Genomic DNA, 23,248 nt, shown 5'->3' on the forward strand with positions numbered 1-23,248 from the left:
GGGCAGGGCAGGGCAGGGCAGGGCAGGGCAGGGGCGGGTACGGGACTTCGGTGGTCTCTGGCCTACTGGGCCAGGATCGTGTGGGTGACGTGGGTGGTCAGCGCCGCGTGCATCGCGTCCGCGGCATCGGCGGACGAGGGCCCGCTCACCGAAAGGACGTGTGTCGCCAGGCCGTCGATCAGCGCGGTCAGCGTCAGCGCCGCCGCCTGCGGATCCACCTCGGCGCGGAACACGCCCTGTCCGACACCTCGGCGTAGGACGTCGGCGACGGTCTCCCGCCACTGCCGGTAGTACTCGGAATGCAGCCGGCCCACCGCCGTGGAGCGCGCGGCCTCGGCCCAGAGGTCGAGCCACACCGCCCACTGGCGGCGCTGCTGCGCGGTGCGCGGCGTCTGCAGCGCGATGAGCTGGCGCAGCTCCGCCGCCGCGTCGTCCGCCTCGGCGAGACGGGCGGCACGGCGCGAGGTGTCCTCGTCCATGCACCAGCGCACGGCCGCCTCCAGGAGTTCGGCGCGGCCCGGGAAGTGGTAATGGATCGCGGCGCTGCTGGTGGCGCAGGCGCGGGCGATGTCGGCGACCCGCACCGCGTGGAAGCCGTGCTCCGCGATCAGCCGGACCGTCTCGCGGACGATCTGCAGCGGTCGCCCGCCCTCGACGCCGGCGGCCGGCGCCCTGACCTCCTCGCGGGGACGGATGCCGAGCAGCCAGCCCGCGTCGACCCGGCCCTCGTCGGCGATCCGCGCCAGCTCCGCGGCCGTGAAGCGGCGGGTGCCGCTCAGCGAACGCGAGAGCTTGGACGGATCCATGACGACACGGCGCGCGAACTCGCGCTGGCTGACCCCCGCGTCCGCGATGACCTCGCGGACGCGGACGCGGACGCGGGCGGCGGCGTCGGCGGTCGGTGCGTCTTCGAGGACATCGTCGGTTTCCACGGCCATGACCCTAGAGGCGCGTTGCGAAAAACTCAACAGCAGCGACGGAGAAGGCGATGATGAAGGGCATGATTGAGATTCTGACTGACGTGCCAGTCAGAAGTGCGGCCCGTTGAGTGTCCGGGCGCCCCCGGCCGCTGACGCGACCCGCTTGGTGCGCACCTGGGCGCTCCCGCAGCGCGGCGCCGAGGGAATGCCGGTGGGCGAGCCACCTGCTTCAAGGACGACTTCACCGGCTCGCGGTGCGATGACGTGTCCGCGGACAACGCCCACCGGCGGAGTGGCCGGCGCAGACCTCAGCCGTCCGGTCCAGGCGGTGGGAGAACTGCGGAGGGCAGTGGAGGAACTCGGCTTCGTGGCGCTGCGGATCGTGCCCTGGCTGTGGCAGCTTCCGCCCACTGACCGGCTGTACTACCCGTTCTACGCCGCCTGCGTCGACCTCGGCATCCCCTTCTGCACCCAGGTCCGGCACCAACTACCCCATGATCACGCCCTGCCAGGCGCTGGAACACCTCGGTGGACTGGGCCTGGACGAGGAAGCCACCGAGCTGTTCCTGTCCGGCAACGCACGACGGACCTTCAACCTCTGACCCCACTGGTGCACGGGCCGTCCTGCGACCGAGTCGGGCTGTGAGTTCGGCGGTCGGGTGGCCGGGTGGCCCGCTGGGCTGTTCGGGCGGAGACCGACCGACGCCTGGCGCCGTATGCCGCCCGAGAGGGCGTCAGCCTCGGTCAGCCGGCCTGCACTCGGGCGGCGGAGAGGTTGTCGAGAATCGACGCGACCGTCTGGGCCGGGGTTTGCTCCGACGTGTCCAGCCACAGCCCGATACGCGGCGTCTCCTCGCGGAGCGTCCGGTCGAGGGCGTCGACCGTCCAAGCGGCGCCGTATCCGGTCTTCGGGCGCTGAGCCTCTCTGCTCTGCACGGCTGCCGTGGAAGGTGTCAGCACCACAACGTACAAGGGTCGTGTACGCACCCTGGCGACATACGCGTCCAGGTCTTTGCCCAGGACGATGTCCTGCACGACCGCGGTCCAGCCGTGGTCCGCGTACTCGTCGGCCACCAGCGCGGACAGCCGGTGGCGTAGCTCCAGTTGGGCTCTGGCCTCCGCGGTCTCCTCCGGCAGCAGTTCCTCCCGGCCGGACACCACCATCCGCCGGAAGACGTCGCCGCGCACGTGGGCGGCGCGAGGCAGGTGCCCGGCCAGCAGTTCCGCCACGGTGGACTTCCCTGCGGCCATGACACCGGTGATCAGGACGACTGCGGAACCCAGTTCGATGCCCACGGGAACCTCTCGTGTACAGACGGCGGTCCCTCTTCCGGAGGGGGCGTGAAGTCCCTGGTAGGGCAGGTCTCACCACAAGACCATGTCCGAACCGCCAAAGGCTTCACGTTGGTCATCTATGCTGCCACGCTCGACGGGCCGAGCCGTACGTCGCCAGGAGGGTGGCGTCGTCCGAGAAGATCCAGGTAGTCGACGCTGGACTGCGCGCGGGCGAGGCTGTCGCCGAGGCACGCGATGCGTGTCGTCACGGCGCCTCCTCCGGGCTGGGCGTGCCGACGCGTTCGGTCGGGCGGGTGTCGGTCCGAGGACGGTGGTCGGTGCCGAGGACGGTGGTCGGTGCCGAGGATCGCGATGACGGCCAGGATGGACGTCGGCCCCTCCATGTCGACCACGTGCCGTACCCCGGCCGGGTTGATGGTGGCCTCGCCCGGCCCGGGCGCAACGTGGTCGGGCACCCCGTCCACGGCACGGGTGACCGTCACGGACCCGCTGAGGCAGACGACCAGTTCGTCGCCTGCAGGGTGGCATTCCCAATGGTCGCCGAGCCCGTCGCCGTCGAAGATCGCCACCGTCCGGCCCTCGGGACCGGCTGCGCGACCGCGGCGCTGTAGGCCTGGAGCACTTCCGGGTCCCAGGTGAAACCCTCGACGGGTTTCGCTGTCGATCCCAGTCCGAGGTGCACGGGGGTGGCGCGCAGATCCATACCGCTGACGCGGTTCATACCGGCACCCCGTCACGCGGCGCTACATGTCCGTCGGCCGTAGCTGTACGAGAAGCGCGCCGAGGCTCACCAGATGGACACACATGCCGGGAAGCCGTCCAGGAAGTGTTCCGGCTCGCGCTCGGAGCGGCGGTGCGGACGGCGGCACCCGGACGGCCAGGACGCGGTCCGTTCCAGGACTCGACGGTGTCGACCCAGGTGCCGGTAGTCGTAGGCCTCGTCACCGTGCGGCTTCCCGGGCCGCCGGCGCCGAGGGCCGCGACGATGCCTACCTCGGTTGACCGCCCTACAACTGGTCCCCCCTGCTGGGTGGTTCCGGAGGATGTATCCCGCCACCGTCTTTGAGGTCCACTTCACAGGTGCGTCGGTCATAGGACTGGTCATTGGGGATCAACAGCACTCCGGCAACCTGCTCAGGGTGCTCGACGGCGAGCCACTCGTCGCCCGTGAGGGGATCGTCGGCCGGCCCGAACGCCTGGTCGGAGTAGATCGTCTGACACCCCAACGCCACACGCTCTTTGTCGACCGCGCAGGCGTCCACTGCGGCGCCGGTATATTCGTCGGCGCCGTCGAAGCGGAAGCGAAAGTGAACCCGGTCACCTTCGGAGGGCACCTGCGGGTGGGGCTCGAGGCGCCAGTCGACGACAGCGGCGGTGACGCCGAGAGGCTGCTCATACGTGTTCACGACATGCACCCTGGCACCGGCTTCACCGCGCTCCGCCGTCGTGTCGGTGCACCCCATGGAAGAGCAGCCGGACAGGGCGAAAATCACCAGAGCCAGCGGGGGAACGGCGATTACCCGTGCAGGTACCACAGAGATGACCTCCGGTTTGGGCTGGGGGCGCGGCATCACGTCACGGATTCTGTCAGCCGCGGGTGACGGCGACGAGCGCGTGCGGCGGCGAAGTGCGACCGCTGAGCACGGCCCGTGCGGCGGCTGCGCGTCGAGCGGGTCCGACTTCCCCAGCGGCCGACGGGCCGACCGGTCGGGCCGGTCCGGCGGGATCGGGGCTGAGTCCTTGGACAGCTCGCTCGGAGAAGTCGCCGGCACCCATCAGGAAGGCCGAGGGTGCGCCGCTGCCGGCCGTCACCCGGAAACACCCCGAGGACCGGCGAGGCCTCAGCGCCTCGCGCACCGCCGACGGCGCCGGCAGCCGCTCGGTGGGCACCATGTCGTGGGGGACGCCGGCGACCGGCCGGACGTGCTCGGGGGCACGCACCCACACCCGGTACTCAGTGGCCTGGACGTCGTCGTCCTACTGGTGAAGAGGCGGTATTCCAGTGGTGCGCTGCTCCTGGTTGTCGCGGTGGGCGAAGAGTGCCGGGAGGCTGCAGGCGGGTAGGCGGGCGTCCGCTGGTTGGCGGGTGACGGCGGTGCCCAGCTGGCTGGTCAGAGGGGGGGGCCATGTGCCTGTTGCTCGGCCAACGCCTGTCCGACGAGACGGGTCAGTTCGGTCAGCTGGAGACGTTCGGTGGGGTGGAAGTCCTGGGCGTCGATGGTGGCACGCAGCCGGGTGAGTGCGGAGTGAACGGGAGACTGGTGGGCGGGGGTGCTGGTCCAGGCGAGTTCGCGCAGCAGCATGGCGATGCGGGCGAGGACGGCGGGTTCGGCGGCGCCGTAGCGCATTGGCTGGGTCAGCGCCAGGTCGAGCAGCTCTTCCAGGTTCGGGCGTTGGAGCACGACTCTGACCTGCTGGTCGTTGTCGAGCAGCAGGTGGGGGCCAAGGCGGCGTTGTGCCAGTTCGCACAGCAGTGCGGAGGAGTGGGAGAGGGCGTGGACGGCGGTCGTGGGGTCGTTGACGCCTGGGGAGAGTGCTTTGGCGGCGATGTCGGTGAGTTGCCGCAGGCTGAATGCGATGTCCTGGTGGTCGGTGCGTTCGGGGCCGGTGGTCACGCCTTCGGCGGCTGCTTCGGTCAGGCGCGCCCGTGTCTCGGGGGTGAATCGCTCACTGGTGCGTGGCCAGGCCGCGCCCATGGGTGTGCCGGCGATCAGAGAGCTTCCGGGGTGGCGGTCGATGAGCAGGATGGCGTCGGCTGCTACGGTAGCCTGGAGCAGGGCTTTCTCGTCCACGGAGGTCAGGAAGCCGGACGCGCCGGCCGTGAGGGTCAAGGCGTTCGGGGGCGGTCTGTGAGGGGCGCCCTGGTGTGCTCCGGCAGCGAGGCCCCTGTGTGGCGCGTCCTCCCTGTGGGGCAGGAGCCGCTGAATGGTGCGGTCGGCGGCGGAATGGACGCTGCTCATCATTGTCTCGACGCGGATCTCGCGTGCCAGGTGTGACAGGAAGAGCACGAGGCCGAGGACGCTGGCCAGGGTGAGGAGGAAGGCCACCGTGACCGACACGTGAGGGACAAAGCCGCTTCGCTCGTCCTGGCCGGTGCGTACGGTGCGAAGCACGGTCAGGGCGTAGGTGAACGTGGCGAGGAAGAGTGCCAGAGTCGTCTGGACGTACCGGTCCGCGGTGAAGGTCCGCAACAGGCGCGGGGAGAACTGGCTGCTGGCCAGTTGCAGTGTCAGCACGGTGAGCGAGAAGGTCAGCGCCGTGACGGTGACCAGGGAGCCGGCGATCGCTCCCAGCACCGAGCGTGCCGCGTCCGCGTTGCCGCTGAACAGGTAGTCACTCAGCCATGGCGGGATGTCGTGCTGAAGCTGTTCATCCAGCCGCGGCAGGCCCACGCCCGCGACGACGGCGAGGACGACGCCCAGCGTCGGAAGAGGCCAAAGCTGCGCCCGGAGCGTGTCACGCATCAGTGCGGAGTGTGCGTGGCGGCGGCCCGGCCTGGCGGGCCGCTGAGGCGAGAAGGGGCAACGAACGTTCAAGTGTCAACACGGTCTTACGTTACATACCAAGCCAAATGGTGCAACGCTGAAGCACTGTCGAGTGCCGTAAGGTCCCGGCGCGCCGGATGCGTTCGGCCTGAAAAGCCGCTGTTGTGAGATTTGGTGTTTTGGTCTGTTCGGTCGGGTGAGTCGGCCTGCATGAGAGTGACAGGTGTGATGCGGGACGAGGGTGGATGGGTGTGGCGACGGCTCGCTGTGGCTCTGTGCGTGCCAGTCATGGCCTTGTCGCTGCTTGCGGGCTGCGGCCGGGATGATCCGCTGAATGAGCCCGCCGAGCGGTTCGAGATGGTGGAGGTCGACTATGCGCGTGCGGTTCGACTGTCCGTGGCCGAGGTGAGCGCCGGAAAGCTGGTGGCTCTGGAACTCCAGAAGCCTGAGTCGGTGTCGCCGGTGTGGGAGAGCCGGGTCGCGGATCAGGATGGACAGCTGCGGACGGTCCGGCTGGGTGCCACCCGCGGCGAGGTGCTGGGCACGAGTGCCGGTCCCGACCTGACGGACTCCGAACGGCGGAACCTCCTGCGATCGCTGGAGCAGACTCGGGTCCTTCCGGACCAGGCAGCCCGTGAAGCGGCCGATACGCCGAACGGCGAGGTCGTCACCGCCATCGAACTGGAGCGGCAGGACGACCGGCCGGTCTGGTTGGTCAGCGTCCTCGGGGTAGGCGATGATGCGGCAATGGTCCACGTGGTGGACGCGAGAACCGGCGAGATCCTTGACCGCCGCCCGGCCTGACACGAGCGCGGGGGCGGCGCCCGGTCTTGGCAGACGCCGCCAGGCGCCTACTGCCTGTGCGAGGTGGTGGCCTGCTGCCGTGATCGGCGCTCGTGCCGAACGAATGCCTCACCGATGGTGCCCGTGAGCATGCCCAACGAGCCGATCACAAACAGCCACAGCGCGATTCGTTCCAGGCTGGGAAAGAGGAAGAACACACTTCCGACCAGGAATGTCGTGTTGCCGAAGCCGCCGATGACCAAGTGGAGGAACGGGAAGTCCTGAAGCAGGTACCGTTCGAGTCGGGTCAGCAAGCCGTCACCCTTTCCAGCGTCGGGTCGTCCAGTAGCTCCGTGAGGTGACGGAGTACCGTTCGCGACGACGGCGAAACACCTGGCCGACATCTCATCGCCGTACGCAGGTCCCATGCCGGGAAACGAGACACCTCGCCCCGGCGGTGCCGTGCCAGGACCCGCCCCTGCAACCTCTGTCGCTCTCCGCCCCGCTGACCGACGCGACGGCGTACGACAGATGCGGTGCCCCTCGATGTCCGTGGCGTGTTCGGCCTGCGCAGAATGAGAGAGCATGGTGGCTCGGAACGTGACGTGGCTGGCTGTCCTGGTGCTGGCCTGCAGTGCCGTCGTGGTGGGAGTCCTGGGCGAGGAGTTCTCCGCTCTCCGTTTCCTTTCCGGCGTCGTACTCCTTGCCGTCGTGAGGAGGCTGCGGGTACCGGCGCCCTTTGAGGCGGTCTTCTCCGTCGTCGTGACGGTGGCTTTCTGGTGCGACGTCGGTCGCTGGTACCAGCGGGTCCCGGAATTGGACACGGTGGTGCATTTCCTGCTCACCGGAGCAGGCTCCGTAGTCGCCTTCTTCGCCCTGCTCAGAGGCGCGGGACCGGAACTGAGGCAGGCTGCCGCGAATACTCCGCGTTGGACGCTGACCCTCCTGGTCGGCATGGCCGGGACCAGTGCTGCCACTCTGTGGGAGCTCTATGAGTGGGTTGTGGAGCAGGTCTCGCCGAAAACCATGCAGGTCGGCTACGGCGACACCGTCGCCGACCTTGCCGTGGGCGTCACGGGCTCTCTTCTGGCCGGCGCACTGTTCGCCGGGTCCTCCCGCACCGTCCTGGCGCCCGCATCGTCAGCGAGGCGTGGGAAGGGCTCCTGACGATGCGGGCGGGACGAAGAGGACCGCAGAGCGTGGAAAGGACCGATGAGGGCGAGGAGTGGCACACAGTCCGCCGCAAGCGGACTGGCCTGGACCTCGACGGTCAGGTCCGGCGGCCTCCTGGCGGGTGCCTCCGCGCACGCGTGCGCGGCTCATCCGGTCGGGGATGGGCTTTCGTCGTAGACGGGAACCTGCGCCTGGATGTTGAAAGTGGCTGTTCCGGCGTCTTCGAAGCGCATGGTGAACTGCATGAAGTCGCCTCCTCTGATCTGCCGACGCACGTCGCGCAGCACCAGGTGGGGCTTGCCCGACTCCAGCTCTACGAGCTTGTTCGCCGGCAGATCCACCCCGCCGGGCAGCGTTTCGCCGTCTGAGCCGACGATGTCCACCGAGGCCGCGTTCGGCGTGCTGGCGCCCACCAGCTTGTCGTCCTCGTCGCCCTTGTTGTAGAGCCAGACATACGCGGGGACGTCGTCTCCCGGCTGCCACGGTTCGCCTTGCGGCTCCGCCACGTGCGCGTAGCGGATCATGATGTCGCCGACGCGGCCGTTCTGGCCCGGCGCCTCCCAGTCCGGGAGCGAGAAGTCGTCGTCCCCGCCGCATCCGCTGGCGGTCAACGCGACGGCAAGCGCGGTCGCCACAAGGACGCACCGGCCACGCCCCGCGAAGAGAACTGACATGATCGCTCCTTCTCACCGACCCAGCGTTTCCACCTTGCGTACCCCAGGGGGCCCGGGCAAACGGTGCAGAGCCGATCGGGGGGCGGAAGGCGGCCCTCAGCGACCGCCCCTCTGATGTCGTCGCAGGTCACCGCGCTGGCTGGTCTCTTCCGGGACAATCCCGTACCTCGTCGGCGTTGGTGATCTCCGAGCCGAGGAGGGGAAGGTGTCGGGCCTGTGAAGCTGTTCCGCACGGATACGACGAACAGCGGCAGGGAACAGCGGCATGACTGAGGTCATGTCGCCTCTCGGGCTGGACGAGAACGGATCGCCGGTCATCGTGGAGTACAAGCGCGGCACGGACGCCGGCGTCTTCTCTGGACTTGGCCATCGGGTCGTTGCCGCGAAGGCCGGACTCCCCACCGTGCGCGACAACAGCCGTGCCCCGCGGCCGGGGCGCCGGACGGGACGGGCTCGGAACCGTCACCACTCGATGTCAGGCGACCGCCGCGCCGTGCCGGGTGAGCCAGAAACCGAGGAGGGCGGAAGCCACTTCAGCGGGTTTGTGCACATTGGGGGAATGCCCGCCGCCCTCGATCCGGACGAACTCGGCTCCCAGTTGACGGGCCATCCGCTCCACTCCGTCTGGGTCCCACGTCTCGTCGGGAGTACCGGAGATCACCGACACGGGAACGGTCATTCGGGCCAGGTCAGCCGTGGTGTCCGTCTCGTCCAGCATGTGTTGCGCGGCGGCCGCCAACTGGCTCGGGCTGTTGCTCAACCACCTGCGCTCCAGGAAGCGTTCGACGTCCTCAGGTACGGTCTCGTCCTTGCTTCGCACGAACGGCCAAATCTCGGCCAGGGACATCGATTCCACGACGGAGAGCAGCAGGTGCAGGCGTTCCCGCTGCCAAGAAGAGACTGCGCCGGGGCCGAAGTTCATCAGAGTGACCGACGCCCAGAGGGAGGGGTCTCCCTGAGTCGCGATGACCGCCGCGCGGACGAGGCTTCCCCCGTACGAATGACCCAGCAGATGCACCGGACCAGTGCCCAGGGAACGAGAAACGGCTACCAGATCGCCGGCCAGGTCGTCCTGGGAGTACGAGGGTGTCGGGGAGGCGTCGCCGGTCTCGTACTGACCTCGGCAGTCCAGGGCCAGTACACGTACGCCGTCGGCGCTCAGGGCGGGCAGCACGGGGAGGAAGTCCTCTTTGCTGCCCATGAAGCCTGGTACGAGCAGAGCCGTCCCCCGCAGGGGGGCGTTCCCAGCAGGGGGGACATCCAGGGCGGCGAAGACACCCCGCTCCGTTCGAAGACGCACCGGGCGCGCGTGGTCCGGGGTTTCCAGGCTCAGCAACTGGCTCATGAACAGCATGATAGGCACGGCCGCCGAGCACATGGGGACACTGTTCTGAGCGGCGGCGAACACACAACCTGTCTGCTTTGAGAGGCAGTTCGAGGGTCGTTCTACCCTTCGGATTCTCCGCGTGGTTCAGGTACCCGCGCCTGCGGGTCATCGCGGTGCCAGCCACCGAAGCGCCCGAGGGCCTTCCAGAACTTCTTCTCACCATTCCGCTCGGTCTGCCTACTGGACTCCCAGGTGAGGATCTCCCGCCCGTACACGCTGCGAGCCAAGTCGTTCACGTCGTTCTCGATGAGCCGCAGGTGTCTACCCAGCCTCTGGATGCCGTCGTTGCTGTCCCGCAGGTAGAGGTAGGCGATCAGGAGTACGAGCCCGACCACAAGGATGCGCCAGGCCCCGAGGCCACTGCCGAGCGTTGCTGCGATGGCGGTGGCCGCACCGGCGTATCCGGCCAGTTGTTGTCGGGCTCCGATTCGCTGGACCACCTCGGACCGCAAGGATTCGTACTCCTTCATCCGGAGGCCGATGATCTCGACAGTCTCCTCGTGCTCCCTTGTGCTCCCGCTCACGGCACCCCCCTTGTCGCTGTGCATGATGCCCAGTCCTGAAGACAGCCACGCCTGCTCCGCAGCAGGGACCGTGCGGTGGCCCTCGTTCCGGGTTCGTGCCAGGCGTGGCCTGTCTTGCGAGATCCGCCTCCCCCAGGGGGGGGCGGACGCTGCCCATGACCCTGCCGGGTGCCGGTGCGGTCCGGTCAGGAGAGGTCGGAGACATGATCGTGCGCGTGGTCTGTTGTCCGGCCGGGCTGGAACCGGCGGCGGACGAGCGCGATCAGGGACGGTCCTCCGCGGAAGCACCACAGGGCGATGACCGGATCGCAGATGGCACATGCCAGAGATGCGTCATGGTAGAAGGGCAGGATCGGATTGCCCTTGAGGTGGTGGGCCATGTCCCAGGCCGTGTGGAGCAGCCAGCCGACGCCGATGAAGGCCCAGGAGTCCAGGCCGCGGTAGGCGACGTAGGCCGTGAGTGCGACGAATGGCAGCTCCCACGGGCCGAATCCGCCCCCGCTCAGGTAGGCGGCGCCGGCTCCGCCCACCATGATCGCGTTGAAGTGGCGTCGGTGCGGTTCTTTGATCAGGGACATCAGCAGGCAGTAGATGATGCCGACGATCACGGGTGACACAAGGTTCATGAGGGGGTGGCTTCTTCTTCCTGGGCGGGCCGAATCGCCGCGGCGACGGTGCCTTCGACGGACATGCTGATGTTCTTCCTGCTGTGCAGGGGGGGCGATGAGCGACTGATCGGCGAAGGGCCGGGCGCTCAGGGAGTGTGGGGCGCTGGACCCTGCGCGCGCCGGACGGTGCCGCGCCGCTCGTGGGAGAGGAGTTCTTCGACGGCGTGCGCGACGCGGGGCCCACCTCGCGCTCCAGTAGATACAGAATTGGATCGAGACCGGAGGTCACGCCGGCGCCGGTGAACAGGTCGCCGTCGTCGACGATGCGGCGCGGACCGCGTGGGCGCCGACGGCGCGCAGCGTCAGTCCTCCGATGCCGCTGGCGACCTCACGAGGACCCTCTGCGGTGACCGGCTCGACGGTCACCGCGCCGTCCGCCGCCGAGCCACCGGCGTACAGGACCTCGTAGGGGGCAAGGGCATCGAGCGGGTCGAAGCCGTCGAACAGGACGACGTGCGTGTGCATGGGTGTCGGGTTCCTTCGGCGTCGGTTTCCATCGGGACGCCACGAAGTCAACCGGCTTCCTGGGTGCTCGCCCAGTGGCACTAGTGACATGTTGCAACGGGATAGTGCCAACACTGTCCTGGAGCGTGTGTACTGCGATGACGTGGACCTTCCGGAAGGGCGGCCCAGGTCTGTCAAGCTGGCGGGGAGGTAAGTTCTGGCCATGCATACGGTTGCCGTGCTTGCGTTGGATCAGGTGATCCCGTTCGACCTGTCCACCCCGATCGAGGTCTTCTCCCGGACCCGCCTGCCCGACGGGCGTCCCGGCTACCAGGTACGGGTGTGCGCCGAGCGCGACGAGGTCGACGCCGGAGCCTTCACCCTGCGTGCCCCCTGGGGCCTGGAGGGCCTTCAGGGCGCGGACACGATCATCGTGCCGGGCGTCGCCGATCTCGCTGCCTCACTTCCTCCCGCCGTGCACGACGCGCTGCGGTCGGCCGCTGCCGACGGCACCCGGATCGCTTCCATCTGCGTGGGCACCTTCCCCCTGGCTGCCACGGGGCTCCTCGACGGACTGCGCGTCACGACCCACTGGCGCGCGGCCGGTCTGCTGGCTGCCGCCCACCCGGACCTCGACGTCGACCCGGACGTCCTCTACGTCGACAACGGCCAGTTGCTCACCTCGGCCGGTGCCGCGGCGGGCATGGACCTGTGTCTGCACATGATCCGTCGCGACTACGGCTCGGCCGTCGCCGCCGACGCCGCCCGCCTGTCCGTGATGCCTCTCGAACGAGAGGGCGGGCAGGCGCAGTTCATCGTCTACGACCACGCACCCACACCGCAGGGCTCCGAGCTTGAGACGCTGCTCACCTGGCTGCGGGAAAACCTGGCCCGCGACCTCACCCTTGCCGACATCGCCGAGCGGGCCGGAACCAGCACCCGAACCCTGATCCGGCGCTTCCGCGAGCAGACCGGCGCCACGCCGCTCCAGTGGCTCCACCGGGCCCGCATCCGCCAGGCACAGCACTTGCTGGAAACCACGGAGCACTCCGTGGAGCGGATCGGCGGCCAGGTCGGCTTCGGCTCACCCACCACCTTCCGTGACCGCTTCAAACGCACCACCGGCGTCAGCCCGCAGACTTACCGGCGCACGTTCAGTTGAACAGCCAAATGAGACGTCGTCATGGCCGGCGCGGCGCAGCCGCTTCCGCAGCGGTCCCCGCATGTGAGAAGGCTCGCGCTCTGTCGACCGCGGTCGGGAACTCCCGAGCCACCGTTGACCGACCGGATTGCTACGGTGACGGGAGGAACTGACAGCTCGGCTGTCCCGCGCGGGAATCACATGGACGGGATGCACAACATGCAGGAACTGTGGCGCCGATTCGAAGAGTGGCTCCGGGAGAACGCACCGGGCGACTATGCCACGCTCCGCCCAGGATTGTCCGCCGGTGATGTGTCCAGGTTGGAGAGCGGAGTTGGTTTCCCGCTCCACGCCGAGCTGAAGTCGCTCCTCTCGGAACGCAACGGTGTCACACCGCCCAGATCCAGCATGTCGCCCGGCGCCTTTGTTCTCGGGTACAGCCTCTTGGATGCCGAAGGAATCATGGAATGGCATCAGAACCTTTCCGCCATGGCGCACGAAGCGGTCGAGGAAGGTTACGAGGAAGAAGTGGTCGGGCGCACCGCACACACCCAATGGGTTCCCTTCGCTCAGGCTCTCACCGGTGATCTGCTGTTCGTCGACCACCGTACGCACCACTACGGAGAAGTCGGCGAGATCTCGTTCGGTGATCCCGAGTACCTGTCGCTCTGGCCGTCGATGACTCTTATGCTGACTGACCTGTACAACGCGGTGGAGGGATCGCTGCCGCTACCCACCGCACGGCGTCGTCCCTCGGTCCATGAGGGGCGCATGCTGCAGTGGGTCACGGACTGACCGAAAGCGAAGCGTCCTGCCGGATCAGCATGATCCGGCAGGACGCTTCGTTCGGTCCCGCTGTCAGCTGATGTTGCAGACCGACTTGATGTCGCAGTACTCGAACCCGGTCTGGACGAAATACGCGTCATTGTCGAGCAGGCGAATCTCGGACGTGAACCGTCCAAGGTCGCCGCCGGCATCCGTGTTCTGCTTGGCAGGAACCGCGGCGCGGCCGCAGATCTCGTTCCATGTCGGATACGGGTAGTTGTTGTCGAGCTCCAGCATCCAGCTGCCGTCGGACTGCTTGTCCGCGTAGAACTGCGCGCAGGACTTGCCCGAGGACAGTGTCATCCCGCCGCTCTCACGGGACTTCGCGAACGGGTACTCGTCGCAACTGGTGCCGTCCGCGTTCGGGTGCGGATTCCACTCCGCGACCGCGAGCATGCACATCTTGTCCCGGTTCTCCTTGGCCTTCGTGTCATCCGCCAGGCGGTGCAGCGGCTTGTTGTGCTGCTCGCTACCCGGGTGGGAGGCCAGCTTCTCCATGAGCACCCAGTAGTACGCGGCAGCGGCCGGGTACTTCTTCGTGTTCAGCTGAAGCGTCGGAGTGTAGTTGGGGAACACGCAGCCGGTGTTGCCGCCCACCTTGTTGTCACAGCGGACATCGAAGGCCCTGTTGCTCCACTTCGGAACGGCCTGGACTCCGGCGCTGGGTGTGGACCACGTGGTGTCCCAGGTGAAGTCCAGCTTCGTTTCGCCTCCGGTGGTCTTCTTCCAGGTGTAGGTGTTGGTCCGGGTGGCGACGTGCATGTCACCGGGGGTCCAGGTGGTGCTGCCGATCCAGGAGCCCGGGCTTTCGGTGCAGTCACCGGTCGGCCAGCAGTCCTCCGCGAACGATGTCAGCGTGGTGGAGGTGAGCCCCGTCATGTTGACCAGGGACAGCTCGGTCCACGTGGTGAACTCGTTGGACTTGGGGTTGAGGTTGATCTCCTGGATGACCTTCATCGTCGCGTTACCGACGGGCGCGCCGTCGCGTGTCGCGGTCAGTGGAAGCAGGCCGCGCAGACATCCTTGCGTTCTGGTCTGCATGGCCGCGCCGTTGACGTTCGAGCACCATCCGACGGGCCCCGCGGTCGCTGCGGCGGCGCTCTTGAGCATGTTCGGGGTCTTGGCCTTCTCCTCGTCCAACGGGACGTAGGAGCCGCACCATCTGATCCCGTCCCGACCGGTCGCGCACGTCGGCTCACTCGGCTCGGCGGCCGCCAGCGACTTCAGAGTGGCGCCAGCGGGGACTTCCTTGGCGTCTTGAGCGGCCACGAAGTCGACGTCGGACGCGTTCGGGTCCGCCTCGGGGAAGATGATGTCGTTCAGGCCGTCGTAGTCCCCGGGCACGAACGCTATGGCGTCGAACGCGATGTCCTTGGAACCGTCGCCGCCGTTGAAGTTGTTCAGGCTCACCTCGGGAACGGTGTCGTTGAACCGGTAGGCGCCCAGGTCGACCCACTTGTTGGACTGGTTGGCGTCCTGGGAGATTGCCTTGACGCTGGTGCCGTGTGCGTGCTTGATGCGGTATTCGGCCTTGGAGGTCTGCGCCCCGTGGTCGGGGATGTGCGCGTAGACCTTGGCCTGGCCGCTGTGCTCGGTGATCTTCTGACCGAGCTTCCAGGTGCCGGTGACCTTCATCCGGTCGCCGGGCTCCGGGAAGGATTCGGGGGAGCGGGTGTGGGTGAACCAGAAGTGGTTCCCGTACCCCGCGCCGATCTGGTGCGTGTCGATCTTCCCCGGATAGGTGCTTATCGTCTGCCCGGTGTCGGCATCGATGATGTCGGAGGGCTGATAGGTGAAGGTGAAGGTGCCGTCCGACTGCGCTGCCCCGCAGCCGCGTGAACCGGATCCTGCCGGGGTGGTTCCGTCGGGCACGTCGTCGACGATCAGCGCGTTCGAGGGCAGGCCGCTGCTGCAACGCGGCGGGTAGGAGTTGGCATCCGGCTGTTCCGGATACGAGGTGTTGAAGCGGTGGACCTGGTGGCCGCACTCGGCCAACCGGTCGCAGTCCTTCCACTCGGCCGGCTTGTCCCACCAGCAGTGCAGCCAGTGGGGGTTGGTGTCGGAGTCGCCCGCATCGAGCTTGCAGGCGCCCAGGCCGGGGTCGTTGGAGTCGCCATCCGCGATCTTCGACGGGTCACAGGAGTTGGACTCGTCGCAGAACGTGTCCAGTGGCGGCTTCACTGTGGAGCGCTGTTCGTTGCTGTTCCACCAGGCGGCCAGGTATCCGGGCCGGAAGTCGCCGGGCGCGAACATCGCGGAGATCGGTCGGGCGGCCCAGCCCAGCACCTTCTCCTCGTACGGCCAGTCCTGCGGGTGCGCGGCGTGGGAGTAGTCGTCTCCAGCCGGATCGACCGCACTCTGCAGGAACGGGACCCGGTTGGCCTTCCACAGCGGGTTGGCCGGGTTGTTCGTCCAGCCCAGCCCCTTGTGGCCGGCGGAGTCAGCGGCCGGATAGAAGCCCGAGTTGTACGCCCACAGGGCAAAGAACCAGTTCTCGATCCACTGCGGATGACCGTCATTGATCACCATTTCCTGGCCGTGGAGATCGTTCCACTTGCGGGAAAGAATGGTGACGCCGTAGGCGATGTTCGCGGCGTAGTCCAGAGCGACGGCTTCCTGCGTAGCGGGAGGCAGTGCCGTCTCGCCCTCCTTGGTCTTCCCGGCGAGGCGCATGCCGTCGGTGGCCTGCGTGATGCCGTAACCGCAGTCCGCCTCGGAGAAGTTGATCCGCCAGGGGTCTGCCTGCGTCCCGTCCGAGGCGTACTGGGTGCCGTAGTAGTTGCCGATGAGGCTGTTGGCTGTGACGCCGGGTACGGCGAAGCGGGTCGCCTGCCACATGTTGGATTCCTGTGCGGTGATGCCGAGCATCACCTGCGAAGGTATGTGCCAGCGGTCGGTAACGTCCGGGTCCTCGTTGTCGAGGGTGCCGTTGGGGTCACCCGCCAGCGTGACGGGCGGGAACAGTCCCTGCGGCGTGTAGGAGTCCATGCCGGCGTTCTTCCAGTTCGCCGGCCGGGGAACGTGCAGCTCCCCGACGACGGCCTGGTCCACAGCCCATTCCACCTGTCGCGGGGTCGGCTGGAACGCCTGCCTTTTCACGTCGTTGCGGGCCACCGCGCAGTAGCGCTCGTCGGTGCCCTCGCTGGGACCGGTCGGTGATGCCGCGAGTGCCTGGGCACGCGTCGTCTGCGTGGACAGGCCCTCGCTGTCGCTGCTGACCGACGGCTTCGCGGATGACTGCTTCCCTGAAGGGACGCCCAGCGCCGGAGAGAGTCGGCTGCCGGCTTCGGCACGCTCGGCGGACAACTGCGGTGTGGCGTCCAGTTCGGCGTGTTCGCCAGTGGCGACCACGTCCAGAGTGATCCGCGCGTCACGGACCTGCTTGGCTTCCTTGGGCGTGATCAGGCTGCTCTTGCCGTCCGCCCAGGATGTGGAGACGCCCACGTGGCCCAGACGGGACATGCGGGCGCCCTTGGCAAGGTGTCCCGGATTCTTCACCGGGCCCGGCAGAATCCCCTTGCTCTTGGCCTTGCCCGTGAGGAACACCGTGCCGCCGGGAGTGGCGGACAGGTCCCAGTCCGCGAGGTTTCCTTCAGCCACCGTCTTCGGCGTGGTCTTCTTGCCCTTGACCTGAGCGGCGTCCAGGCGCTTGGCCCACGACTTCGCCTTGGCCTTCTCGCTGTCGCTTTCCCTGTCGATGAAGGTCACGCCATCGCCGCTGTCAGCCGCAATCTGGAACGGCACATGCTCCGTTACGGCTAGGACGGTCTCCCTCTGTCCGTTGATGCGGACGAGTCTGTTGCCGTGACCGGCGACGATGCCGTGCCGGGTCGGGACAGCCGAGGTGACCTGACCGGGAAAACCGACCGGCCGGGACTGCTTGCCTGTGGCTGCGTCCACGGTGATCAGCCGGGTCTTCTGTTCCTTGTCCCCGTCGTGAGTCAGCTGAGTGAACACCACATCGTCCCCAGTGCCGCAGCCCGGAGAGAAGTAGGCCAACGACGCGGTGAACGGCAGCTTGGTAACCTGGCCGCTACCCAGGTCGACAACCGCGGTGAACGCCCCACGCACCATCAGCTCGGGGTTGTTGGTGAACGTCCGGGGCGCATAGGCGACAGCCGCGTACTTCCCGGACTCGGTCACGCACGCGTTGCCCAGCCAGGTGTCCGCGGCAAAGCCGTCTTCACGCAGGGTGGCTACGGTGGTGAACCTGTAGCCGTCCTTCTCCTTACCCGTGAGAACATGGAACCCCGTGCCATCGCCGGACGTGGAAAGGGCCACGTCCTTGGAGGAGCGATAGTTCTTCCCCAGGACGGCGGCGCGGTCCTTCTCGCCGACCTGACGGGGTTTACTCTCGACTTTCGGTAGACTCTTTCCTCCTTGAACAGCATTGTCAGGGACTTTCGGTCCCTGAGCCTGCGCAGAGATGGTCAGCGAAGAAGCGAGAATCGCAGTCACTGAGCCGTTTCCATCTTGTTCAGATGGCGAGTTCGAGGGCGACGACGGCTCGGACTATGGCGGTGATTCGGGTGGTGCTGCAGCGGAGCTTGCGCAGGAGCCGCCAGCCCTTGAGGACTGCTATGGCGCGTTCGCCGAGGCTGCGGATCTTGGCGTGGTCCCGGTTGTGACGCCGGCGATAGCCGCGCAGGTTCCTGCCTCGGAACGGGACGCGGATTGCGGGGCTCGCCCCTTGATACGCCTTGTCCGCCCAGCACTTGATGCTGTCGGCGGCCAGAGCGGCCGGGATGCCATGGGACCGGGCCGCGGTCAGGTCGTGCGTGGCTCCTGGCAGGGCGTCCGACGCCCAGACCAGGCGACCCGCGGGGTCAGCGAGGACCTGCACGTTCATACCGTGGTGCTTCTTCTTCCCCGAGTAGTACGGGCGGTCGGCGGCGATGCGGTCGATCAGCAGGAGCGTGCCGTCGACGATCACGTACGCCTTCCGACGGACCGTCTCCATGGCTTGCTCCAGCGTCGGGGCGAGCGGGGCCAGGAGGTCGACGGCCTCGCGTATGTAGCGGTAGACCGTCGCGATCCCGATGCGGAAACCGGCCGCGAGGCGGGCGTAGGTGTCACCGCAGCGCAGGTGCGCGAGGACGAGCAGAGCCTGCCGGCCGCAGGTGAGGCGGCGCCAGCGGGAGCCGATCCGACGCCGGTGCCCCGCGAGCAGACCGGCAAGACGCTGCAAGGTGCGGCTGGACAGATCGATGGCAGACGGGTAGACAAGCACGGAAGCTCCTGGCGGACTGGTGATCTTGGTCGTGAACCCGTCTACCAGGAGCTTTTTTCATGCCTGCCACCGGGGCATAGGCCCGACCACCCGTCAGGTTGGAAGAGGCTCACTGCCGTCACTACTACTGCGCGTTTTCTTTGTCTGACACGCACGTGCATGTGTTTCCTTTCCTTGGCTCGCTTGAACTCGGCGCACACACCGCTGATTTCCGGTGACGCTTTCGATGACGTCTCTATGTGCGGGTCAGGCTTGCGGTCTTCGGGGCGCGCCGCAGCCACAGACGATGGACGCGCTCGCGGACCGAGAGAGCGGGTCGGGGGCCGGAGTGGGGCCCGACTCGCGAGCGATGATCTACAGGTTCGCCGCGCCCAAATACCGACCTTGGCCCACTGGGCTCGCTCCTGCGCAGAACCGATGCACGGTCGCTCTACGCTGTCGTCCCCTCCCTGAAGAACAACTGTCAACTGCCCTGCGCTACACGGCTTTGAGCAGGGTGCGCCACGATGTCTTCGCCCCCCCCACGGGGTGATCATTAGATCATCACGACAACGGGATGAAGCGGACGTACGCCCCTTACGTGCATGTCACAACTACATCACAAGAGGCTTTGCAATCCATTTACCAGGGCCTGAATTCAACTGCGCAGCAAGCAATGGAGGGGCTCTTCCGCCGGCCGAGAAGATGCGTGATGCGAAGAGGAACTGGCCGCGCTGCGGGCGGAGTTGACGCGTTGCTTTCGCGCGAGGGCGAGAGGTGAGTCGCTTGGGGCCGACACCGACGACCAGGAGCGATGGGGAGCACAAGGTTCAGCTGATCAGTGTCAGGATCGCCCCTGCTCCCCCCGGTGGCCGCGCTGGAGTCCACTTCTGGACCGCGCGAGGACGCGGTCGTGGACGGTCGAAGTGCGCGTCAGCTGACCCGAAGACCGAGCGCCAGCGTCAGTTCGAGGACCCGGTGTGGCGATGCGAGATCCGGAAACAGTTGCCGCAGCTGCGTCATCCGGTACCGGACGGTCTGGGGATGGACGAACAACGCCGCCGCCACCTCGTCCCGCCTGCCCTGGTGCAGCAGCCACGCCCGCAACGTCTCCTCCAGCCGCCGCGCGGTTGCGACGGACAGGGCCCGCAACGGTGCGAGGGCTCGGGCACGCAGGTCTGCGAACGCCTCCGCGTCGGCGCTCAGCACCAGCTCGGGCAGGTGGTCCTCGGTGTCGCGAATATCGGTGGAGAGGGAGCGTGCGCGTACGGCTCGTGCGTACGAGGCGGAGGCACGCGTCCATGGCCGGGCCGGGCCGACGACGGCGGTGCGGTCGGTCAGCTGCCGCAAGAGATGTGATCGGTCGGCATCGGGGACGAGCAGCACGCCCAAGGCGTCCGGCAGGTCGTCGAGGACGAGGGTGCTCGGGTCGAGCGCGCGGTAGGCAGGCCGGGCCTGGGCGGCGGGCAGCAGGACTGCGGTCAGCGAGACCGGAGGCTGCCACCCGGCCCGTTGCACAGAAGCCAGCAGCACGTCCGGGCTGGCACCGGCGAGGAGGTCGCGAGCCAGGTGTTCCAGGTGGCGCTCGTGGGCCCGGCCTCGGGCGGCCAGTTCGTCGGCGTGGCCCGCGGCGCTCGCGGCGGAGAGCTCGTCGATGTAGGCGAAGGTCAGCTCGGCGAACTTGGCGACCTCGGCGGCGGGCAGACCTGCGGATACGGCACCCGCTGCCAGGCACCGCCAGGCCACGCGGGCGCCGACGCGGTAGGCGCCGAGCAGGGCGTCCATCGGACGGCCGTCCCGGACCTCGCCGCGGCCCAGCTCGTAGGCTGCGTCACCGGCGTCTCCGCCCGTGGCGTTCCCGCTCGCGAGGTCCAGGTAGTGCCCCAGGGCGGTGCGGACGGCTCGGCGGATGGTGCCGCCCATGCGGCCCGAGAGGGCGCCTGCGTAGGGAGGGACCTCGTCGATGATCGCCTGGACGACCTCGTCGGCGGTGGTTTTCAGGGCGGCCCGCAGTGCGGTGACCGTCGTCTCGTCCAGGGCCAGCTCGCTGGCCCTCCGGATTGCATGGCTCATGTTTTGTTCCCTGCGAACAACTCAGCCGACCAGATTCACGTCCTGCGGTCAGGACTTTACGCCTTGAGGCGCAGCAAGCTGGAGTCATGACGAGTACAGCCCTCCGCAGGAGGGCCTGGAAACTGCTGGAGATGGTCACGACGCCGCTGCTGCCGTCGGACTATCTCGACCTGGTCAGCCCGCTGCGTGCGGGCGCCGACCTGCGTGGGCGCATCGCGGCCGTGTACCCCGAGACGGGGGACGCGGCGACCATCGTGATCAGGCCGGGACGGGGCTGGCGCGGCCACACGGCCGGTCAGTACGTGCGGATCGGGGTCGACGTCGACGGGGTGCGCCTGTGGCGTGCCTACTCGGTCACCTCACCGGCGAACCGCCGGGACGGTCGCGTCACGATCACCGTGAAGGCGATCCCGGACGGCAAGGTCAGCAACCACCTGGTCCGCAGGGCGAAACCGGGCACGCTGATCCAGCTCGACCAGGCGACGGGTGACTTCGTGCTGCCGGCGGCCAAGCCCGCCAAGGTGCTCTACCTGACGGCCGGCAGTGGCATCACGCCCGTGATGGGCATGCTGCGCGACACCGAGTTCGACGACGTCGTCATGGTCCACTGCGCGCCGCAGCCGCAGGACGTGATCTTCCGCAACGAACTGCACGAGCTGGTCGCGGAGAAGAAGCTGCAGCTCACCGAGGTGCACACCGACACCGACGGCATGCTCGACATCGCCCGGCTCGACGAACTCGTGCCCGACTGGGCCGAGCGCGAGACCTGGGCTTGCGGACCCGCGGGCCTGCTCGACGCCGCCGAAGAGCACTGGACCGAGTACGGCGTCCCAGAGCGCCTGCACACCGAACGCTTCCGCCCGAGCATCGTCGTCGCCGGTGACGGCGGCGAGGTCACGTTCAGCGCCACCGGCAGGACCGTCGGCGCGGATGGCGCCACGCCGTTGCTGGACGTCGGAGAAGAGGCCGGTGTGCTCATGCCCTCCGGGTGCCGCATGGGCATCTGCTTCGGCTGCGTCACGCCGCTCAAGGCGGGCGCCGTCCGCGACCTGCGCACCGGCGACATCACCGAGGCCGAACCGGGCGTCCTCATCCAGACCTGCGTGTCCGCTGCCGCGGGCCCCTGCGACATCGAACGGTAGGAACATCTTGACCGCAATCGACCCCACCGCCCACCTGACCGCTGAGCAGATCGAGGAGCTCGGCCGCGAGCTGGACGCGATCCGCGACGAGGTGATCGCCGGCCGCGGCGAGAAGGACGCCGCCTACATCCGCAAGGTCATCGCGGCACAGCGCAAGCTCGAGCTGGCCAGCAGGGGCGTACTGCTGTTCTCGTTCTTCCCGCCCGCGTGGCTGATCGGCACCGCCGGGCTGTCCGTGGCGAAGATCATGGACAACATGGAGATCGGTCACAACGTCCTGCACGGCCAGTGGGACTGGATGCGGGACCCGAAGATCCACTCCACCACCTGGGACTGGGATCACGTCTCGCCGGCCGAGCAGTGGAAGCACTCGCACAACGAGCTGCACCACACGTACACCAACGTGATCGGCAAGGACAATGATCTCGGCTACGGCATCATGCGCGTCGACGAGGACCAGGAGTGGCACCCGATCCACCTCGGCCAGCCGCTGTGGAACTTCATCAACGCCTGCTTCTTCGAGTACGGCATCGCGGCGTACGACCTGGAGCTGGGCAAGAACCTGCACAAGCGCCGCCGCAACAACCCGGAGTTCCGTGCGCGGGCCAAGGCCGTGGGCCGCAAGATCCGCAAGCAGGTACTCAAGGACTACGTGATCCACCCGCTGCTGTCGGGCCCGTCGTTCCTCACCACGCTCGCCGCCACGTTCACCGCGAACCTGGTCCGCAACATCTGGTCCCACTCGGTGATCATGTGCGGGCACTTCCCCGAGGGCGTACAGGTCTTCGAGCGCCGGTCGATCGAGGGCGAGACGCGCGGCCAGTGGTACCTGCGCCAGATGATGGGCTCGGCGAACATCAGCGGCAGTAAGGCCATGCACTTCATGACCGGCAACCTGTCGCACCAGATCGAGCACCACCTGTTCCCGGACCTACCGAGCAACCGGTACGCCGAGGTCGCGGTGAAGGTGCGCGCGTTGTTCGAGAAGTACGAGCTGGAGTACGTCACCGGGTCGCTGCCCAAGCAGGTGTTCTCCGCGTGGCACAAGGTCTTCCGGCTCTCGCTGCCGAACAAGAAGCCCGAGGTCAAAACGCCGGTCCGCGAGCAGGAGCTCGTCGCGGCCTGATTCCCCGTATGGGTTCAGATGTCTCGGCCATAGCGGCGGCACCGCCGGGTTCGGTGAGATCGGCGAAGTCCCGCCGCGCCCTCGCGAACGCTCCGGTCCCGGACAGCCGATGACACCGGCGTCGCCACCGTCCCCGCCGTCCGACCTGCCCGCCTGGTGCCCCACGACTGGCCGTACCTACCTCGGCCCCAGCCCCGGCGGGCAGCCGGTGTACGTCCTGCGGCTCACCGTCGGTGCCCGCACCACCGGCCCTGACGCCCCGGTGGTGAACCCGGCCCGGGTGCAGCGGGGTTTCACACCCCGGAGGAGACCTCCGCCTTCTCCTTGCCGCCGTCTCCCCCGGCCTCGGCGAGCCGCTTGTTGCGGCGCACGGAGGAC

At 67.9% G+C, this 23,248-nt stretch carries 18 protein-coding genes and 5 pseudogenes; 7 read left to right on the forward strand and 16 right to left on the reverse strand.

All coding sequences use genetic code 11. The features are described from left to right. Positions 1-62: 62 nt before the first annotated feature. Positions 63-932, reverse strand: coding sequence for a TetR family transcriptional regulator C-terminal domain-containing protein (locus ACIQ6R_RS33960; RefSeq protein WP_404225638.1), 870 nt, complete (start codon positions 930-932; stop codon positions 63-65). Between the two features lie 247 nt (positions 933-1,179). Between ACIQ6R_RS33960 and ACIQ6R_RS33965 the strand changes: the two are divergent. After that, positions 1,180-1,341, forward strand: a pseudogene (locus ACIQ6R_RS33965) (hypothetical protein); the annotation flags it as partial. A gap of 323 nt (positions 1,342-1,664) precedes the next feature. Here ACIQ6R_RS33965 and ACIQ6R_RS33970 read toward each other — a convergent pair. From ACIQ6R_RS33970 to ACIQ6R_RS33995, 6 genes and pseudogenes are all read right to left on the reverse strand, one after another. Beyond that, entirely contained in the window at positions 1,665-2,216 is a 552-nt protein-coding gene (locus tag ACIQ6R_RS33970; RefSeq protein WP_404225640.1) for an AAA family ATPase, read from the reverse strand. A gap of 140 nt (positions 2,217-2,356) precedes the next feature. Continuing rightward, positions 2,357-2,464 (reverse strand): annotated as a pseudogene (locus ACIQ6R_RS33975) (SGNH/GDSL hydrolase family protein); the annotation flags it as partial. Continuing rightward, a pseudogene (locus ACIQ6R_RS33980) lies at positions 2,461-2,937 on the reverse strand (cupin domain-containing protein). The pseudogenes ACIQ6R_RS33980 and ACIQ6R_RS33975, both read right to left, overlap by 4 nt. Positions 2,938-3,003: 66 nt before the next feature. Next, positions 3,004-3,207, reverse strand: a pseudogene (locus tag ACIQ6R_RS33985) (hypothetical protein); the annotation flags it as partial. A 16-nt stretch (positions 3,208-3,223) separates the two neighbouring features. Beyond that, positions 3,224-3,751 (reverse strand): hypothetical protein, encoded by a 528-nt coding sequence (locus ACIQ6R_RS33990; RefSeq protein WP_404225685.1) that lies wholly within the window; start codon positions 3,749-3,751, stop codon positions 3,224-3,226. A gap of 576 nt (positions 3,752-4,327) precedes the next feature. Then, positions 4,328-5,680, reverse strand: a complete 1,353-nt coding sequence (locus tag ACIQ6R_RS33995; RefSeq protein WP_404225641.1) for a DUF2254 domain-containing protein — start codon at positions 5,678-5,680, stop codon at positions 4,328-4,330. Positions 5,681-5,989: 309 nt separating this feature from the next. Here ACIQ6R_RS33995 and ACIQ6R_RS34000 point away from each other — a divergent pair, with 309 nt between their 5' ends. After that, entirely contained in the window at positions 5,990-6,505 is a 516-nt protein-coding gene (locus ACIQ6R_RS34000; RefSeq protein ID WP_404225643.1) for a PepSY domain-containing protein, read from the forward strand. 47 nt (positions 6,506-6,552) lie between these two features. On the opposite strand, the gene ACIQ6R_RS34005 is transcribed toward ACIQ6R_RS34000, so the two are convergent. Continuing rightward, positions 6,553-6,798 carry a YrhK family protein gene (locus ACIQ6R_RS34005; RefSeq protein WP_404171756.1) on the reverse strand — a complete coding sequence of 82 codons (246 nt, stop codon included), beginning with the start codon at positions 6,796-6,798 and terminating at the stop codon, positions 6,553-6,555. A 271-nt stretch (positions 6,799-7,069) separates the two neighbouring features. On the opposite strand from ACIQ6R_RS34005, the gene ACIQ6R_RS34010 reads away from it, so the two are divergent. Next, positions 7,070-7,651, forward strand: coding sequence for a hypothetical protein (locus tag ACIQ6R_RS34010; protein WP_404225645.1), 582 nt, complete (start codon positions 7,070-7,072; stop codon positions 7,649-7,651). A 152-nt stretch (positions 7,652-7,803) separates the two neighbouring features. Here ACIQ6R_RS34010 and ACIQ6R_RS34015 read toward each other — a convergent pair whose 3' ends face one another. The 5 genes and pseudogenes from ACIQ6R_RS34015 to ACIQ6R_RS34035 all read right to left on the reverse strand — a co-directional run bounded on the left by ACIQ6R_RS34015 (position 7,804) and on the right by ACIQ6R_RS34035 (position 11,375). After that, positions 7,804-8,331 (reverse strand): copper chaperone PCu(A)C, encoded by a 528-nt coding sequence (locus tag ACIQ6R_RS34015; RefSeq protein WP_404225647.1) that lies wholly within the window; start codon positions 8,329-8,331, stop codon positions 7,804-7,806. A gap of 475 nt (positions 8,332-8,806) precedes the next feature. Next, entirely contained in the window at positions 8,807-9,709 is a 903-nt protein-coding gene (locus ACIQ6R_RS34020) for an alpha/beta fold hydrolase (protein WP_404225649.1), read from the reverse strand. 68 nt (positions 9,710-9,777) lie between these two features. Further along, positions 9,778-10,266, reverse strand: a complete 489-nt coding sequence (locus tag ACIQ6R_RS34025) for a hypothetical protein (protein WP_404225651.1) — start codon at positions 10,264-10,266, stop codon at positions 9,778-9,780. A gap of 161 nt (positions 10,267-10,427) precedes the next feature. Beyond that, a complete protein-coding gene (locus ACIQ6R_RS34030) occupies positions 10,428-10,868 on the reverse strand; it encodes a DUF6010 family protein (RefSeq protein WP_404225653.1) in 441 nt (146 codons plus the stop codon). A gap of 128 nt (positions 10,869-10,996) precedes the next feature. After that, positions 10,997-11,375, reverse strand: a pseudogene (locus ACIQ6R_RS34035) (hypothetical protein). Positions 11,376-11,577: 202 nt separating this feature from the next. Between ACIQ6R_RS34035 and ACIQ6R_RS34040 the strand changes: the two are divergent. Together ACIQ6R_RS34040 and ACIQ6R_RS34045 are read left to right on the forward strand one after the other, a co-directional pair. Continuing rightward, the gene (locus tag ACIQ6R_RS34040; protein ID WP_404225655.1) at positions 11,578-12,516 is read left to right on the forward strand and encodes a GlxA family transcriptional regulator; all 939 of its coding nucleotides are present in this window, start codon (positions 11,578-11,580) and stop codon (positions 12,514-12,516) included. Positions 12,517-12,705: 189 nt separating this feature from the next. Then, positions 12,706-13,290: an SMI1/KNR4 family protein gene (locus ACIQ6R_RS34045; protein WP_404225657.1), complete on the forward strand. Its 585-nt coding sequence runs from the start codon at positions 12,706-12,708 to the stop codon at positions 13,288-13,290. Positions 13,291-13,353: 63 nt separating this feature from the next. Here the strand turns inward: ACIQ6R_RS34045 and ACIQ6R_RS34050 are convergent, their stop codons facing one another. The 3 genes from ACIQ6R_RS34050 to ACIQ6R_RS34060 all read right to left on the reverse strand — a co-directional run bounded on the left by ACIQ6R_RS34050 (position 13,354) and on the right by ACIQ6R_RS34060 (position 20,602). Then, entirely contained in the window at positions 13,354-17,601 is a 4,248-nt protein-coding gene (locus ACIQ6R_RS34050) for a hypothetical protein (RefSeq protein WP_404225659.1), read from the reverse strand. 196 nt (positions 17,602-17,797) lie between these two features. Then, positions 17,798-18,550, reverse strand: a complete 753-nt coding sequence (locus tag ACIQ6R_RS34055) for a transposase family protein (RefSeq protein WP_404225661.1) — start codon at positions 18,548-18,550, stop codon at positions 17,798-17,800. Between the two features lie 912 nt (positions 18,551-19,462). After that, positions 19,463-20,602: a PucR family transcriptional regulator gene (locus ACIQ6R_RS34060; protein ID WP_404225663.1), complete on the reverse strand. Its 1,140-nt coding sequence runs from the start codon at positions 20,600-20,602 to the stop codon at positions 19,463-19,465. Between the two features lie 86 nt (positions 20,603-20,688). Here ACIQ6R_RS34060 and ACIQ6R_RS34065 point away from each other — a divergent pair, with 86 nt between their 5' ends. After that, positions 20,689-21,744, forward strand: a complete 1,056-nt coding sequence (locus ACIQ6R_RS34065) for a ferredoxin reductase (RefSeq protein WP_404225665.1) — start codon at positions 20,689-20,691, stop codon at positions 21,742-21,744. A 7-nt stretch (positions 21,745-21,751) separates the two neighbouring features. Next, entirely contained in the window at positions 21,752-22,870 is a 1,119-nt protein-coding gene (locus ACIQ6R_RS34070; RefSeq protein WP_404225668.1) for a fatty acid desaturase family protein, read from the forward strand. The last annotated feature ends 378 nt before the right edge of the window (positions 22,871-23,248 follow it).

It is taken from the genome of Streptomyces sp. NPDC096048, from assembly GCF_044763415.1.
Taxonomy (GTDB): Bacteria; Actinomycetota; Actinomycetes; order Streptomycetales; family Streptomycetaceae; genus Streptomyces.

Bases quoted from the DNA above. Each gene is read 5' to 3' on its own strand.
- ACIQ6R_RS33995 (WP_404225641.1), bottom strand. From the start codon at position 5,680: ATGCGTGACACGCTCCGGGCGCAGCTTTGGCCTCTTCCGACGCTGGGC.
- ACIQ6R_RS34000 (WP_404225643.1), top strand. From the start codon at position 5,990: ATGGCCTTGTCGCTGCTTGCGGGCTGCGGCCGGGATGATCCGCTGAAT.
- ACIQ6R_RS34010 (WP_404225645.1), top strand. From the start codon at position 7,070: ATGGTGGCTCGGAACGTGACGTGGCTGGCTGTCCTGGTGCTGGCCTGC.
- ACIQ6R_RS34015 (WP_404225647.1), bottom strand. From the start codon at position 8,331: ATGTCAGTTCTCTTCGCGGGGCGTGGCCGGTGCGTCCTTGTGGCGACC.
- ACIQ6R_RS34020 (WP_404225649.1), bottom strand. From the start codon at position 9,709: ATGTGCTCGGCGGCCGTGCCTATCATGCTGTTCATGAGCCAGTTGCTG.
- ACIQ6R_RS34025 (WP_404225651.1), bottom strand. From the start codon at position 10,266: ATGCACAGCGACAAGGGGGGTGCCGTGAGCGGGAGCACAAGGGAGCAC.
- ACIQ6R_RS34030 (WP_404225653.1), bottom strand. From the start codon at position 10,868: ATGAACCTTGTGTCACCCGTGATCGTCGGCATCATCTACTGCCTGCTG.
- ACIQ6R_RS34040 (WP_404225655.1), top strand. From the start codon at position 11,578: ATGCATACGGTTGCCGTGCTTGCGTTGGATCAGGTGATCCCGTTCGAC.
- ACIQ6R_RS34045 (WP_404225657.1), top strand. From the start codon at position 12,706: ATGCACAACATGCAGGAACTGTGGCGCCGATTCGAAGAGTGGCTCCGG.
- ACIQ6R_RS34060 (WP_404225663.1), bottom strand. From the start codon at position 20,602: ATGAGCCATGCAATCCGGAGGGCCAGCGAGCTGGCCCTGGACGAGACG.
- ACIQ6R_RS34065 (WP_404225665.1), top strand. From the start codon at position 20,689: ATGACGAGTACAGCCCTCCGCAGGAGGGCCTGGAAACTGCTGGAGATG.